The organism is Ralstonia sp. Ralssp110, assembly GCF_047325135.1.
GTDB classification, from domain to species: domain Bacteria; phylum Pseudomonadota; class Gammaproteobacteria; order Burkholderiales; family Burkholderiaceae; genus Ralstonia; species Ralstonia mojiangensis.
In genome coordinates this window covers 334,171-347,901 of record NZ_CP168610.1, presented here as the reverse complement: position 1 = coordinate 347,901, position 13,731 = coordinate 334,171, and the positions used below count along the sequence as shown (strand labels likewise).

Here is a 13,731-nt window from a genome sequence, read left to right as displayed (position 1 = left end):
GCGCGAATCACACCGGATTCGGGATATCGATAAAGGTGTGACGCACGCCGAAGCGCTCGGCCAGGTGATTGCCGAGCGCCCGAACGCCGCCGCGCTCAGTGGCGTGGTGGCCCGCACCAATGTAGGCGACACCCGATTCGCGCGCCAGATGCGTTGTCTGCTCAGACGCTTCGCCGCTCAGATACACGTCCACACCAGCGGCGACGGCAGCATCAAACCAGCCTTGGGCACCGCCCGTGCACCAACCGACTGTGCGCACCGGACGATCCTCCTCGCCAATCACGAGGGGCACTCGATTCAGCTTGGCCGATACCGTCTGCGCGAAAGCGCCCAGCGTGGTCCCTTCGGCAAGCGTACCAATCCAGCCGAGTTCATCGTCGCCGAACCGGCCCTGGGGCGAGACGCCCAGCAACGCACCCAGCTGTGCGTTGTTGCCCAGCTCAGGGTGCGCATCGAGCGGCAGGTGATACGCGAACAGATTGAGATCGTGCGCCAAAAGTTGCTTCAAGCGCGCATGCTTCTGGCCCACGACACGGCCGTCCTCCCCCTTCCAGAAGTAACCGTGATGCACCAGGATGGCGTCGGCACGTGCGTCGATGGCGGCCTCGATCAGCGCCAGGCTGGCAGTCACGCCCGTCACGACATGCGTAATGGTGTCGCGCCCTTGTACCTGTAGACCATTGGGGCAATAGTCCCGAAAACGGGCCGCCTGCAACAGGTCGTTCAAGTACAATTCAAGTTCTTTTCGATCCATTTGGACTCAATTTCGCTCTATGTTGCGCCGCTTTTGGCTGTTTTTTGCGCAAGCCGTCACGGTCGTCCTGGCCGTCTGGTTTGTGATCGCCACGCTCAAGCCTGATTGGCTGCAGCGCGGCAAGGTCGCAGTGCAATCCGGCTCGCCCATCGTCGCGCTGAAGGAAGTCGCGCCGATCGGCCACGGCGGCACCTCCAGCAACTCCTACGCGGAAGCCGCCAAGGTCGCCATGCCTGCGGTGGTCAATATCTTCAGCAGCAAGAACGCGCCGAAGCGTGGCAGTAACCCACAAGCCAGCGCAGACCCGTGGTTCCGCTTCTTCTTCGGCGACCGCGCCCCTGAGCAGCGCCAGGAACCCACGGCCAGCCTGGGCTCGGGCGTGATCGTCAGCTCGGAAGGCTACATTCTAACGAACCACCACGTGGTGGACGGCGCCGACGAAATCGAAGTCGCCCTGACCGACGGCCGTAAGGCCAACGCCAAAGTGGTCGGCTCCGATCCGGAAACCGACCTGGCTGTCCTCAAGATCAACCTGCCGAATCTGCCTGCCATCACGCTCGGCCGGCTGGAGAATGTGCGCGTTGGCGACGTGGTGCTGGCCATTGGCAACCCCTTCGGCGTGGGCCAGACGGTGACAATGGGCATTGTCTCTGCCTTGGGCCGTAGCCACCTGGGCATCAACACCTTCGAAAACTTTATCCAGACCGACGCCGCGATCAACCCAGGCAACTCGGGCGGCGCGCTGGTCGACGCCGACGGCAACCTCCTCGGGATCAACACGGCGATCTACTCGCGCTCGGGCGGCTCGCTGGGCATCGGCTTTGCGATTCCGGTGTCGCTGGCCAAGCAGGTGATGGAATCCATTATCTCGACCGGTAGCGTGGTCCGCGGCTGGATCGGTGTTGAGCCGCAGGATGTGACGCCGGAAATTGCCGAGTCGTTTGGCTTGTCCCGCAAGGATGGCGCGCTGATCGCCGCCGTGGTTCAAGGTGGCCCCGCAGACAAGGCGGGCCTGCGCCCGGGAGACATTCTCACCAGCGTCAATGGTGAGCCGATCCTGGATACGACAGCGCTACTCAACAGCATCGCGCAGCTGAAACCCGGTGCGGAAGCCAAGGTGACGGTATCACGCAAAGGCAAGGCGGTGGAACTGACCATCGTTGTCGGCAAACGTCCGCCACCGACGCGTCGCAACGTACCGATGCCCTCACAGGACGACGAAGAACAACAACAGTAAGGGGTAGGTTTCGGAACACCAAAACGGCGGCCAGATGTGCCGCCGTTTTTTTATACGCGCACGCTTGAGCATCAAGCCAACACGTTGATGGGGCGAGAGCCGCCTTGATACCGCCGCGCCCCGCTCAACTCAACGAGCAATCCGACGTACCAACCGCTGCGTTGTGTCGATATGAGTTGCCCTTGTTCCGCTCTGCTGGGCGCCCCCGGGGCGTATGCCGTCGCAAAGTAACAGGCGTAACGCACAGCTGTCGCGCCCCTTGCCCTCACCATCAACTAAAGCTTGCACACCAGCCAGGCGACCCTTGGCAGCGCTTCAGCCATGGAGGTGCGCTGCGAATCGTTCGCACAAAGAAAAACGCCGATCCCTTTCGGAATCGGCGTTTAACCGTTTAATTCGATGCGCTCTTACGAGCGCGTCAAATTAGAACTTGTGACGCAGGCCGACGGTAGCGCCGAACTGGTTGTTGCTGTTGTTCGTGCCCGAGAACACTTGGTTGCCGTTCGTCAGCGTCGTGCCAGCGTAGCCAGCATCGTTCAGGCCCATCACGCCCAGACCCGAGCCGCCGCTGTTCTTAGCATAGGCCACGTTGAAGTAGGCGTCGGTGCGCTTCGACAGAGCGTAGTCGGTACCGACCACGAACAGCCACGGGTTGCCCGTGCCGCTGTTCTTGAACTGTTGGTAGTAAGCCGTACCCGTCAGCGACAGAGCCGGAGTAGCTTGGTAACCCAGGCCAGCCCAGTACAGGTTCGAACGCAGGTTGCCGTTGCCAGCAACAGTTGCGTAGTTAGCCTTGTACCAACGGTAGCCAGCGTACAGCTTGGCCGGGCCGAAAGCGTACGTGCCAGCGATCGTGGCGCGTTGTTCGCGGTTGTCGCTGCCAACGGTCGTCGAGTTGGTCTGGTCGTACACTGCGCCGATACCCAGCGGGCCGCCAGCGTAGTTAGCACCCAGGCTCCACTCACGGCCGGTCTTGTTGCTGCCAGCCACTTCGTTGCCGTTGTAGTTGAACGAGTACAGACCGGAGACGCTCAGACCACCGAACGTGCCGATGTACTTGACGGCGTTGTCAGCACGGCCAGCGAAGAACTGGTCTTGCGAAGCCAGCGAGTAACGCGTGGCGATTGCCATCGGGTCATAGATCAGCGAGAAGTCATACAGCAGGTTTTGCTGACGACCCAGGGTCAGTTGACCCCACTGGCCTTGCAGACCAACGTAAGCGTTACGACCGAACAGACGGCCACCTTGACCCGACGTGCCGGTGTCCAGGTTGAAGCCGCTTTCCAGGTTGAAGATACCCTTCAGGCCACCGCCCAGGTCTTCAACGCCACGCAGGCCCCAACGCGAGCCCGACAGGCCGCCCGAATCCAGACCAAAACGCGAGCCGCTCGAACCAGCGGTTGCGCCCGGCACCTTGTTTGCGTAGGTCAGACCAGCGTCGACCACGCCGTACAGGGTCACGGAGGATTGTGCATAGGCGCCACCGGCGGCCAGAGCTGCAACAGCAGCTGCAAACAGTTTCATCTTCATATCGACACTTTCCTTGTCAACTGATTGGGAAATCTTGACTGTCCTTATGGACGACGCAGATACCTCACGTCTGACCGCATTATGTGCCAGCGTTGACTGATTCCGGAAACCCTTTCTGGCTCTGGGCCGCGATTTGCGGCCAAGTTGTTGCTCATGGGCAACACGCGCCAAGCCCCGTTTAGAGGGGGGCGCGACCCGCTTTTTGCGCGGTGGCACAGGGGTTGGCGGGCGATTGTCACCCCCTTCCTGTGCAACAAATTTGGCAGTTGGTGACAGTTCTGAATTGTCGCCTTCGCACCACGTTACGGCAATAAGTGCTTCTTTATTCTCTTTTTATCGGCCGAGTGCGGCGTGCCATCGCTTCAGGAAATCGGCTCGGCGGAGCTGATCTTGATGGGCGAGTAAACCCGGGCCGACGGGAATGGGTCGATGGGTGTTCCCAAGTTCGGCGAGCAGCCGCTTGGCAGTGAGCCCGGTTTCAACATCCTGGCGCAGCGAAAACAAGAACGCGCGGTCCGCCATCACGCTCTGGCCATCACGCGAGAGCATGAAGTCGAGCCAGAGGCGCGCAGCGTTCGGGCGGGCAGCGCGCCGCGCGATGAAGGCGACGCGCGTGGCGACCAGCGTGTAGTCAGTCGGCATCTTGATGGCGAGCGCCGGATTGCGATCGACGTAGCGCGCGGCGTAGGAGCCGATCACGTTGTAGGCGAGCAGGCTCTCGCCGGAGGCGACGCGCTCCAGCATCGCGGCCGTGGTGATGTACAGGTTGACGTTGACGCCACCCAATGCCTTGGCAACATCCCAGAATACAGGCGTGGTGCGCGCATCTTCGGCGGCGAAGAGGAAGGCGGAGCCCGAGTGCTCAATGTCGTACGACGCGACGCGGCCGCGCAGCAAGTCACGGTGGCCATTGAGAATGCGGGCGAAATCAGCGTGGGTGGATGGGATCAAGTCCGCCGGCAACTGGCGCGTGTTGTAGACGAAGACGACCGGCTCGTAGCTCGTGCCGTACGCCTCGTTCTTCCAGATCGCCCACGACGGCAGGTACGGCCGTTCGGGCGAGGCGTATGAGAGTGCGTGGCCGTCGTTCACCAGCTTGAACTGCTCGGGCATGGCCGAACTCCAGACCACATCGGCGCCCGGCGACTTGGCGGCGAATTCAGCAAGAAAGCGGCGATAAATGTCGTCGCTGTTCTGCTCGCGGTAGTCGACGGTGATGCCGGGGTAGCGCGTTTCGAAGGCGCGGATAAGCGGGTACGCGGCCGAGAAATCCGTCGTGGAATACACCGTGACACGGCCTTCGCGGCGCGCGGCGTCGATCATCGTGCCGTAATCGCGCGGGTAGTACGACGGCAGCTCCGGCGCCGGACGGGCCAGCCACTGCGCGTGCGCCCCACGCGCGACAACGCCGCTTGCAGCCAGCAATGCGGCGGTCTGACAAAGCCAGCGGCGACGGGAATTGGGGATGGACGACATGCCGGTTGAAGCGCATCTAGGCGGCGCATCAGGTGAACGGTGTGATCGGCGACATGGCCGAGATCAGGGCGCCACGCATTATCATGAAAAAGTAGCCAGAACGATATTGAGAGACACCCGATGCGGATTTTGCTGGTGGAGGATGAGGAAGAATTGGCGGCATGGCTGGCGCGCGCGCTGGCGCAAAGCGGCTTCGTGATCGAGCGCGCGGCCGATGGCGTCATCGCGGAAGCCTTCCTCGGCTCCGGAGAATTTGACGCAGTGGTGCTGGACCTGCGCTTGCCGCGCAAGGATGGCTTTGCCGTGCTGGCCGACATGCGCGCGCGCGATGACCGCACGCCGGTATTGATCCTCACCGCGCAGGGCGCGCTGGACGAGCGCGTGCGCGGGCTCAATGCCGGCGCGGATGATTTCCTCACCAAGCCGTTCGCGTTGTCCGAACTGGAAGCGCGGTTGATGGCGCTCATCCGCCGCAGCCGCGGCCGGGCGTTCCCGCGTCTGCGTTGCGGGCCGCTGGAGTTCGACACCGGACGCAAGGCATTCCTGTTGTCCGGCGAGCCACTGTCGCTCACGCCGCGTGAGCACGCCGCGCTGTCGGCGCTGCTGCACAAGACCGGCCAGCCGATCAGCAAGGTGCATCTGTTCGACAAGGTCTTCAACCTGGACAGCGATTCCAGCCCCGACGCCGTGGAGGTGGTCGTGCACCGCCTGCGCAAGAAGCTCGCGGGCACGGGCGTGCAGATCGTCACCGTACGCGGGTTGGGCTACCTGCTCGAAGCCGGCGATGGTGAAGCGCCCGCCCCCGTCGATAGCAGCACATGATGCAGCGGCTCGCTTGGCTTCGGCTGCCGCGCAGCCTGAAACTCACACTGCTCTGGTTGCTGCTGCCGGGGCTGGTGGGTGTGTTGGCCATCGACATCGTCTCGGCGTACCAGGCGCTGCGTAGCGCGACCGATCGCGCGTACGACCGCGCCCTGCTCGGCTCGGTGCGCGCCATCGAGAACGGCGTGACGATCGAGCGCGGGCAGGTCCAGGTCAACGTGCCGTATGTGGCGTTGTCCATGTTCGAATCGACCGCGCAGAGCAATGTCTATTACCGCGTCGCTTTCGAGCCCTTGCCTGGCAAGGCGCCTGAAGCCGCACTGACCGGCTACGACGATCTGCCGCTGCCCGTCACACGGCTGGAGAACGACACCCCGCTCTTCTACGACGCGACGTACCACGACGAGCCCGTACGCGTGGCCGCCGTGGCCAAACCGCTCTACCAGCCCGGGCTGCCGGCGCGCATCGTCATTCAGGTGGCGGAAACCATCGAGACGCGACGCGCGCTGCAGCAGGCGGTGTGGCGCGGTACGCTGCTGCGCGATGCGGCGCTGGTGGCGGTCAGCGCCGCGCTATTGTGGCTCGGCGTGACCGTCGCGCTGCGCCCGCTCAATCGCCTGGCAAGCAGCATCGGCGTGCGCGCGTCGGATGACCTGCGTCCGCTCGACGCCACGGACGTGCCTGCCGAAGTCCGCCCGCTGGTCGACGCGATCAACCACCACATTCATCGCTACGCCGAACTTGCGGAGGCGCAAAGCCAGTTCCTCGCCGATGCGTCCCACCAGCTGCGCACGCCACTGGCCGTGCTGCTCACGCAAGCCGAATACGCGCTGCGCGAAACCGATCCGGCGCGTGTGCGCGAAAGCCTGTCCGCCATCATCGCGCGCCTGCAGTCGACGAACCGGCTGACCACGCAATTGCTCGCTCTTGCGCGCGCACGACATGCGGGGCAGGACGCGCCGGCCGAAATCTTCGACTTTGGTGAATTGGCACGCGACGTGGTGGTGGATGCACTGCCGCTGGCGCGCGAAAAGCAGCAAGACCTCGGGTGGGATGACGGCGGCCTCGCCATGGCGCTGCCTGTCGTCGGCTATCCGGCCTTCCTGCGCGAGGCGCTCTCCAACCTCGTGCACAACGCCATCCGCTACACGCCGGCCGGCGGACGCATCACCGTACGCGCCACGGCGGAAGGCGATGCCGCGCTGGTCTGCGTGGACGACACCGGGCCCGGCATGAACGCTGACGAACGCGCACACGCGTTCCAGCGCTTCCGCCGCGCGCACGAGGGCGGAGGGCGATCGGGTAAACCCAAGGTCGCGCCCAAAGACGCCCGCTATGCCGCAGAAGGTTCCGGCCTCGGCCTGGCCATCGCACGTGCCTATGCAGCGCGTAGCGGCGGGCAAATCGAGCTGGCCGACGGCGAGCCGAACGAGCATGGTGGTATGGGTTTATCGGCGCGGATCCGCGTGCCGCTGGCGGCCACGGCCTCCCCCTTTGAACATGCTGCGATGCAGCAGCCGCAATGAAAGCGTGACGAAAGCGCGCGATTTCTATAATCCGCCGCACCTGGGGCCATCCGTCCGAGCTGTACGCAACAAGCCATAAGCAGCCGGCCCCACACCATCACAAGCAAACAGGAGACAAACCCATGCTTCGTGGACGCTTTACGCCTGCGCACGCCGCTCTCGCTTCGATCGCGGCTGCCGCACTGACCCTCAGCGCCGCCGCCTTCGCGCAAGTCCCGGCCGGCTACCCCGCCAACTACGCCGACACCATCGCTGCCGCCAAGAAGGAAGGCAAGGTGGTCGTGTATGCAACGACCGACACCAAGGCTGCAGATCCGCTGATCAAGGATTTCGAGTCGCTCTACCCCGGCGTGAAGGTCGAGTACAACGACATGAACAGCAGCGAGTTGTACAACCGCTTCATCAGCGAGCAGGCTGCCGGTGGCGCCTCTGCTGACATGATGTGGAACTCGTCGATGGACTCGCAGCTCAAGCTCGCGCAGACCTACGCGATGAAGTACGACTCGCCCGAAGTGCCGAACCTGCCCAAGTGGGCCGTCCACAAGGGCATCGCATACGGCACGACGTATGAGCCGGCCGTGTTCCTGTACAACAAGCGCCTGATCAAGGATTCGGAAGTGCCGCAAACGCACGCCGATTTCGCCAAGCTGGTCGCCAGCCAGCCCGAGCGCTTCAAGAACAAGGTCACGACGTACGACATCGAGAAGTCGGCCGTGGGCTTCATGATGGCGGCGCAAGACAATCTGGATTCGCCGCAGTACTTCGACTTCGTCAAGGCCGTGGGCCCGAACCTGGTGCTGCAGTCCTCCACCGGCACGATGATGGAGCGCGTGGCCTCGGGCGAAAACCTGGTGGCGTACAACATCCTCGGTTCGTACGCGATTGCGCGCGCCAAGAAGGACCCGTCGATCGGCATCGTCTATCCGAAGGACTACACGCTCGTGGTGTCGCGCGTGGCGATGATCGCCAAGAAGGCGAAGAACCCGAACGCGGCCAAGCTGTGGCTGGACTACATCCTGTCCAAGCGCGGCCAGGAAATCCTCGCCAACAAGTCGGATCTGCACTCGCTGCGTGAAGACGTGACGGGCGAAGCGACCGCCGCCGGCCTGAAGAAGATTCTCGGCAACAGCATCAAGCCGATTCCGGTTGACGAATCCATCCTGGCGTTCCTGGAACCCAAGAAGCGCCTGGACTTCATCAAGCAATGGCGCACCGCCGCCGGCCGTTGATCTGATCCGCTGATCACCGGCACCCTTCTCATCTGACCGACCTGCCGGCGCCATCCTTATCTGGCGCCGGCTCCTCCTGGAGGCACCATGCGTTCTCTAGCGCAAGACCGTGCCGCCGCTCGCCAAGTCACCCTCAAGCGCTCGCCCTGGACGCGTGTGGGACAAGCTTTGCCGCGCGGCGTGGTCATTCTGCTTACCGCGCTGGCGATTTTCACGCCGCTGGCGCTGATCTTCTACCAGAGCTTTCTGTCCGCGCCGTTCTTCATGCCCGACGCGCTGGCGGGGCTGGATGCGTATCGCTTCATCTTTACGGATTCGGATTTCTGGCAGGCCTTTGAGAAATCCACCGCGCTCGCTTTCGGTCTGGCGGTGATCTCGGTACCGCTGGGCGGCATCCTGGCGTTCCTGATGGTGCGTTCGGACTTGCCCGGCCGCCGCGTTCTCGAACCGCTGCTGATGATTCCGGTGTTCGTCTCGCCGATGGTGCTGGCGTTCGGCTACGTGGTGTCCGCCGGACCGGTGGGCTTCTACACCGTCTGGTTCAAGAGCCTGTTCGGCGGTGCGCCGTGGAACGTGTATTCCTTCACGAGCATCATCATCATTGCCGGCCTGACGCACGTACCCCACGTGTATCTGTATGTCTCGTCGGCGCTGCGCAGCTTGGGTTCGGACGTGGAAGAAGCCGCTCGTATCGCCGGGGCATCGCCGCTGTCGGTGGCACTCAACGTGAGCCTGCCGATGGTGCGCCCTGCCCTGCTGTACGCAGCCGTGCTGGTGACATTCCTAGGCTTCGAGGTGTTCGGCCTGGTGCTCGTGCTGGGTGATCCGGAAGGCCACCTCGTGCTGGCGACCTATCTGTACAAGCTGACGAACAAGCTCGGCACGCCGGCATATCACCTGATGGCGGCCGTGGCGGTCTGTCTCGTGATGGTGACGTTCCCGCTGGTGCTGTTGCAACGCTACATGCTGAAATCGGCCAACCGCTTCGTCACCGTCAAGGGCAAGGTCACGCGCAGCCGCCCGCTACCCCTGGGCAGCTGGCGCTGGCCGGCGTGGGCCGTGGTGGTGCTGTGGTTCTTCGTGACGGTGGTGGTGCCGCTCTCGGGCATCGCGCTGCGCGCCTTCGTGTCGAATTGGGGTGAAGGCGTGTCGCTGGTCGAGGCGTTCTCGACCACGGCGTTCCAGCAGATCTTCGAGCAGCCGCAGTTCCTGCGTGCGATGGTCAACACGGTGCTGATCGGCGTGATCGGCGGTGCACTGGCCGTGGGCTGCTACACGTGCATCGGTCTGGCCATGCACCGCAAGCCGGATGGCTGGACGCGCTTTCTCGATTACAGCGTGCTGGTGCCTCGCGCCATTCCGGGTCTGCTGGCGGGTCTGGCGTTCCTGTGGGTGTTCCTGTTCGTGCCCAACTGGATCGAGACCGGCCTGACCGACAGCGGCCTGCCCTTCGCCAACTGGATCATCGAAAACGTCGTGCCGAGCCTGCGCGACCTGCGCAGCACGATCTTCAGCGTGTGGATCGCTTACACGGTGGTGTGGCTGGCCTATGGCCTGCGGTTGATCTCGGCCGCGCTGCTGCAAGTGGGTCCGGAACTGGAAGAGGCCGCACGCTCGGTGGGCGCCACCCGTGCCCGCACCACGCGCGACGTGACCGTGCCGCTCACGCGCTACGGCCTGCTCGGCGCTTGGCTGCTGATCTTCCTGATTTTCGAGCGCGAGTATTCGACCGGTGTGTACCTGCTGTCGCCGGGCACCGAGACGATCGGCTCGATGCTAGTTTCCCTGTGGGCGGGCGGCGCCATCGATATCGTTGCCGCGCTGTCCTTCGTCAATATCGTGCTGGTGGCCGTCGGCCTCGGCATCGCACTGCGTTTCGGAGTGAAACTCCATGATTGAACTTACTGTCAACGACCTGCACCTGCAATACGGCAACAATCCGGTTCTCAAGGGTGTCTCGATGCAGCTGCAGAAGGGCGAGGTCGTCTCGCTGCTGGGCCCGTCGGGTTCGGGCAAGACCACGCTGCTGCGTGCTGTCGCCGGCCTCGAACAGGCCAGCCAGGGCACTGTCCAGATCGGCGATCGGGTCATGTTCGACGGCGCCAAGAAACTCGACGTGCCGGCCGAAGGGCGCAACCTTGGCCTGGTGTTCCAGTCGTACGCGCTGTGGCCGCACAAGACCGTGGCCGAAAACGTCGCCTACCCGCTCAAGCTGCGCAAGACACCTGCCGCGCAGATCAAGGAGCGCGTGCAAGCCGTGCTGCAGCAACTGGGCCTCGGCCATCTGGGCGAGCGCTTCCCGAGCCAGCTCTCCGGCGGCCAGCAGCAGCGCGTGGCGATTGCCCGCGCGCTGGTCTACAACCCGCCCGTGATCCTGCTCGACGAGCCGCTCTCGAACCTCGACGCCAAGCTGCGCGAAGAAGCCCGCGCCTTCCTGCGCGAGCTGATCGTCCGCCTGGGCCTTTCGGCCCTGATGGTCACGCACGACCAGAGCGAAGCAATGGCCATGTCCGATCGCATCCTGCTGCTGAACAACGGCGTGATCGAGCAGCAAGGCACGCCCGAGCAGATGTACGGCGCGCCCGAAACGCTCTTCACCGCCGAGTTCATGGGCAGCAACAACCGCATCAACGGCAAGATCGCAGAGGTGCGCGACGGTATGGCCCGGCTGGTGGACGAGACCGGAGGTTGGTCGCTGTGGGGCGTAGCGCGCGGCGATCTGAAGCCGGGCGCGTCGGCGCACGGCGTGATCCGCCTGGAACAGGTGCGCGTGGGCGTCGACAACGCCGACAACACCATCCACCTGCCGCTGGCGACGCGCATGTACCTGGGCGACCGCTGGGAATGCCTGTTCCGCGCTACCGACGACAGCGGCGCAACGGGCACAGGCCTGCGCGCCTACTCCGCCAGCGCCCCGAGCGACGGCAAGTACGCGCTGACCTTCCCGCGCGAGCAGTTCTGGCTGTACGCCGCCTGAAAGACGCAGCAACAGCAGATTCATCGGCAACAAAAAAAGGCAGCCTCGGCTGCCTTTTTCTTTGGCTGATGCTGGATCAGCCCGTCAGTCCTTCACCACCGGCAAGTGCTCCGGATTGTTCTCTGGTGCCGTGGTCTTACGGATAAAGATTGCCGCCAAGATGAGCCCCAGCTCATACAGCAGCCAAAGCGGCACCGCCAGCAGCAACTGGGACATCACGTCAGGCGGCGTCACCACCGCAGCGATCACGAACGCACCCACCACCACGTACGGCCGCGCCTGCCGCAGCTTCTCCAGACTCACGATGCCAAAGCGCACGAGCACCATCACAACCACCGGCACCTCGAAGGTGATGCCGAAGGCGAGGAACGTAGTCATCGCAAAGCTCAGATACTTGTCGATATCGGTCGACATCTCGGCGCCCAGCGGCGCGTTGTAGTGCGCCATCACCTTGAACACCGTTGGGAAGACCAGGAAATAGGCAAACGCCACACCGCACAGGAACAGCACATAGGTGCTCACCACCAGCGGCATGATCATCCGCTTCTCGTGCGTATATAGCCCCGGCGCCACAAAGCGCCAGATTTGGTACAGCACCCACGGCAGGGCGATGAGGAAGGCGGCCAGCAGCGTCACCTTCATCGGCACGAAGAACGAGCCGGTGACATCCGTCACGATCATGTGGCCATTCTTGGGCAACGCCTGGATCAGTGGTCGAGAGAACAGATTGAAGATATCCGGGGCCCAGTAGACCAAGCCCAGAAAGACCAGCAGCACGCCGGCACCCGCCTTGACGATGCGCTCGCGCAGTTCGACCAGATGCGAGATGAAGGTTTCCTGCGCGCCGTCCTCGGGCGACTCTTGCGGATCGAGCGGAGCGGCACTCATGTCGGGTGGGAAAGAGGGAAGTCAGGACGCGGCACCGCAGACACGGCTCGCGCCCGGAAGATCATTCGAAGAAGGAGCGCACACGCGACTGTGCGGCAACGATGGGCGGACGATGACGCTTGACGCGTGCCGCGCCCGATTGCGCCCACATGCGTACGCCCTGCTTCTGGCGGTACCACCTGGGCATCGAGAGCTGCTTGTTGCGCCAGCTGTTGCGGCCGTTGCGCGACTTGCCTGGCGCCGGGCGCCAGTCCGGGGCGGAGGTCGCTGTTTGCGCGGGATCACCAAGCGCCTCGTTCAGGCGCTCGTTGATCTCGGTCGTGTGCTTGCTGACCTCCTGGTGGATGGTCTGCTCGACATTGCGCGCGGCCTGCTCGAAGTCGGTGCGCATCTTGCGCAACTCTTCAAGCTCGATTTCGCGGCTGACCTCGGCCTTCACGTCGGCGATGTAGCGCTGTGCGCGGCCGAGCAGGGCGCCAGCGGTGCGCGCCACCTTGGGCAGACGCTCCGGCCCGATGACGACGAGCGCCACCATGCCAATCAGCGCTAGCTTGGAAATGCCGAGATCGATCATCGGTCAGTGCGCGTCGGTGCTCAGCCTTGCTTGGACTTGTCGCGCGCCTCGACGTCGATCGTCGTCGAATCGTGCAGCTCGCGCGGCGGCTGGCCGGCGGTCTGTTGCGGTTGCGAGCCCGCAGGCTTGTCTTCCTGCCCTTCGCGCATGCCGTCCTTGAAGCCCTTCACGGCGCTACCCAGATCCGAACCGATGTTGCGCAGCTTCTTCGTGCCGAAGACCATCATGATGATGACCAGCACAATCAGCCAGTGCCAAATGCTAAAGGAACCCATGACCTACTCCCACGTAAATACGGCTGTGGCGTCGCAACGATGGCGGCGCCATTGGTTGATTTTACGGATTTGCGTACATCGGCTTGCTGTCATTCAGATACAGCCAACCTTTCACAATACGATACAGCATCCAGATGCCCAGAGCCCACAGGACGGCAAAGCCGATGAAGGCCACGGGAATGAGCAACACGCCGATCACACCCCACAGTACGCACCACCAGAACGAACGGATTTGCCAACGGAAGTGCGACTCATACAGCGTGCCCCGCACATCGTCGCGCTTAACATACCCGACGATGATGGCAATCAATGCAGTGATACCGCCGGTCAGCCAAAAAATGGCGTAGAGCGCATACAGAATATGCGTCAGGCGACGCAGTCCGGCGAGGCGCTCCGCGTCGTCCGTCACCACCATTGCCGCTCCGTATTTGTCCACGCTGCCT

Annotated in this window: 13 protein-coding genes; 6 read left to right on the top strand and 7 right to left on the bottom strand. The window is 63.5% G+C overall.

Annotation, left to right across the window (positions count from 1 at the left end; all coding sequences use genetic code 11):
- Positions 1-7: 7 nt before the first annotated feature.
- Entirely contained in the window at positions 8-754 is a 747-nt protein-coding gene (locus ACEN9T_RS10355) for a Nif3-like dinuclear metal center hexameric protein (protein WP_413707670.1), read from the bottom strand.
- Between the two features lie 19 nt (positions 755-773).
- On the opposite strand from ACEN9T_RS10355, the gene ACEN9T_RS10350 reads away from it, so the two are divergent.
- Complete coding sequence (locus ACEN9T_RS10350) at positions 774-1,991, top strand: Do family serine endopeptidase (protein WP_092975693.1); 1,218 nt, start codon at positions 774-776, stop codon at positions 1,989-1,991.
- A gap of 423 nt (positions 1,992-2,414) precedes the next feature.
- On the opposite strand, the gene ACEN9T_RS10345 is transcribed toward ACEN9T_RS10350, so the two are convergent.
- Together ACEN9T_RS10345 and ACEN9T_RS10340 are read right to left on the bottom strand one after the other, a co-directional pair.
- On the bottom strand, positions 2,415-3,521 hold the full coding sequence (locus ACEN9T_RS10345; protein WP_092975696.1) for a porin: 1,107 nt from the start codon (positions 3,519-3,521) through the stop codon (positions 2,415-2,417).
- Positions 3,522-3,854: 333 nt separating this feature from the next.
- Positions 3,855-4,997 (bottom strand): extracellular solute-binding protein, encoded by a 1,143-nt coding sequence (locus ACEN9T_RS10340; RefSeq protein WP_092975699.1) that lies wholly within the window; start codon positions 4,995-4,997, stop codon positions 3,855-3,857.
- Between the two features lie 120 nt (positions 4,998-5,117).
- On the opposite strand from ACEN9T_RS10340, the gene ACEN9T_RS10335 reads away from it, so the two are divergent.
- From ACEN9T_RS10335 to ACEN9T_RS10315, 5 genes are all read left to right on the top strand, one after another.
- Complete coding sequence (locus ACEN9T_RS10335) at positions 5,118-5,819, top strand: response regulator (RefSeq protein WP_092975702.1); 702 nt, start codon at positions 5,118-5,120, stop codon at positions 5,817-5,819.
- Entirely contained in the window at positions 5,816-7,345 is a 1,530-nt protein-coding gene (locus ACEN9T_RS10330; RefSeq protein WP_413707669.1) for a sensor histidine kinase, read from the top strand. Before ACEN9T_RS10335 ends, ACEN9T_RS10330 begins: the two co-directional genes overlap by 4 nt.
- A gap of 122 nt (positions 7,346-7,467) precedes the next feature.
- Positions 7,468-8,574, top strand: a complete 1,107-nt coding sequence (locus ACEN9T_RS10325; protein ID WP_092975708.1) for an ABC transporter substrate-binding protein — start codon at positions 7,468-7,470, stop codon at positions 8,572-8,574.
- 87 nt (positions 8,575-8,661) lie between these two features.
- Positions 8,662-10,473, top strand: a complete 1,812-nt coding sequence (locus tag ACEN9T_RS10320; RefSeq protein WP_092975709.1) for an ABC transporter permease — start codon at positions 8,662-8,664, stop codon at positions 10,471-10,473.
- Positions 10,466-11,551, top strand: a complete 1,086-nt coding sequence (locus tag ACEN9T_RS10315; protein WP_024977827.1) for an ABC transporter ATP-binding protein — start codon at positions 10,466-10,468, stop codon at positions 11,549-11,551. Before ACEN9T_RS10320 ends, ACEN9T_RS10315 begins: the two co-directional genes overlap by 8 nt.
- Positions 11,552-11,635: 84 nt before the next feature.
- On the opposite strand, the gene tatC is transcribed toward ACEN9T_RS10315, so the two are convergent.
- From tatC to ACEN9T_RS10295, 4 genes are all read right to left on the bottom strand, one after another.
- On the bottom strand, positions 11,636-12,439 hold the full coding sequence (tatC, locus tag ACEN9T_RS10310; RefSeq protein ID WP_024977828.1) for a twin-arginine translocase subunit TatC: 804 nt from the start codon (positions 12,437-12,439) through the stop codon (positions 11,636-11,638).
- A 61-nt stretch (positions 12,440-12,500) separates the two neighbouring features.
- Positions 12,501-13,013: a Sec-independent protein translocase protein TatB gene (tatB, locus tag ACEN9T_RS10305; RefSeq protein WP_413707668.1), complete on the bottom strand. Its 513-nt coding sequence runs from the start codon at positions 13,011-13,013 to the stop codon at positions 12,501-12,503.
- Between the two features lie 20 nt (positions 13,014-13,033).
- Positions 13,034-13,288, bottom strand: a complete 255-nt coding sequence (gene tatA / locus ACEN9T_RS10300; protein ID WP_092975718.1) for a Sec-independent protein translocase subunit TatA — start codon at positions 13,286-13,288, stop codon at positions 13,034-13,036.
- 61 nt (positions 13,289-13,349) lie between these two features.
- Positions 13,350-13,724, bottom strand: a complete 375-nt coding sequence (locus ACEN9T_RS10295; RefSeq protein WP_092975887.1) for a DUF4870 family protein — start codon at positions 13,722-13,724, stop codon at positions 13,350-13,352.
- Between the last annotated feature and the right edge of the window lie 7 nt (positions 13,725-13,731).

Excerpts from the sequence above, each read along its gene's own strand:
- ACEN9T_RS10355 (WP_413707670.1), bottom strand. The coding sequence starts at position 754 with ATGGATCGAAAAGAACTTGAATTGTACTTGAACGACCTGTTGCAGGCG.
- ACEN9T_RS10350 (WP_092975693.1), top strand. The coding sequence starts at position 774 with ATGTTGCGCCGCTTTTGGCTGTTTTTTGCGCAAGCCGTCACGGTCGTC.
- ACEN9T_RS10345 (WP_092975696.1), bottom strand. The coding sequence starts at position 3,521 with ATGAAGATGAAACTGTTTGCAGCTGCTGTTGCAGCTCTGGCCGCCGGT.
- ACEN9T_RS10340 (WP_092975699.1), bottom strand. The coding sequence starts at position 4,997 with ATGTCGTCCATCCCCAATTCCCGTCGCCGCTGGCTTTGTCAGACCGCC.
- ACEN9T_RS10335 (WP_092975702.1), top strand. The coding sequence starts at position 5,118 with ATGCGGATTTTGCTGGTGGAGGATGAGGAAGAATTGGCGGCATGGCTG.
- ACEN9T_RS10330 (WP_413707669.1), top strand. The coding sequence starts at position 5,816 with ATGATGCAGCGGCTCGCTTGGCTTCGGCTGCCGCGCAGCCTGAAACTC.
- ACEN9T_RS10325 (WP_092975708.1), top strand. The coding sequence starts at position 7,468 with ATGCTTCGTGGACGCTTTACGCCTGCGCACGCCGCTCTCGCTTCGATC.
- ACEN9T_RS10320 (WP_092975709.1), top strand. The coding sequence starts at position 8,662 with ATGCGTTCTCTAGCGCAAGACCGTGCCGCCGCTCGCCAAGTCACCCTC.
- ACEN9T_RS10315 (WP_024977827.1), top strand. The coding sequence starts at position 10,466 with ATGATTGAACTTACTGTCAACGACCTGCACCTGCAATACGGCAACAAT.
- tatC (WP_024977828.1), bottom strand. The coding sequence starts at position 12,439 with ATGAGTGCCGCTCCGCTCGATCCGCAAGAGTCGCCCGAGGACGGCGCG.
- tatB (WP_413707668.1), bottom strand. The coding sequence starts at position 13,013 with ATGATCGATCTCGGCATTTCCAAGCTAGCGCTGATTGGCATGGTGGCG.
- tatA (WP_092975718.1), bottom strand. The coding sequence starts at position 13,288 with ATGGGTTCCTTTAGCATTTGGCACTGGCTGATTGTGCTGGTCATCATC.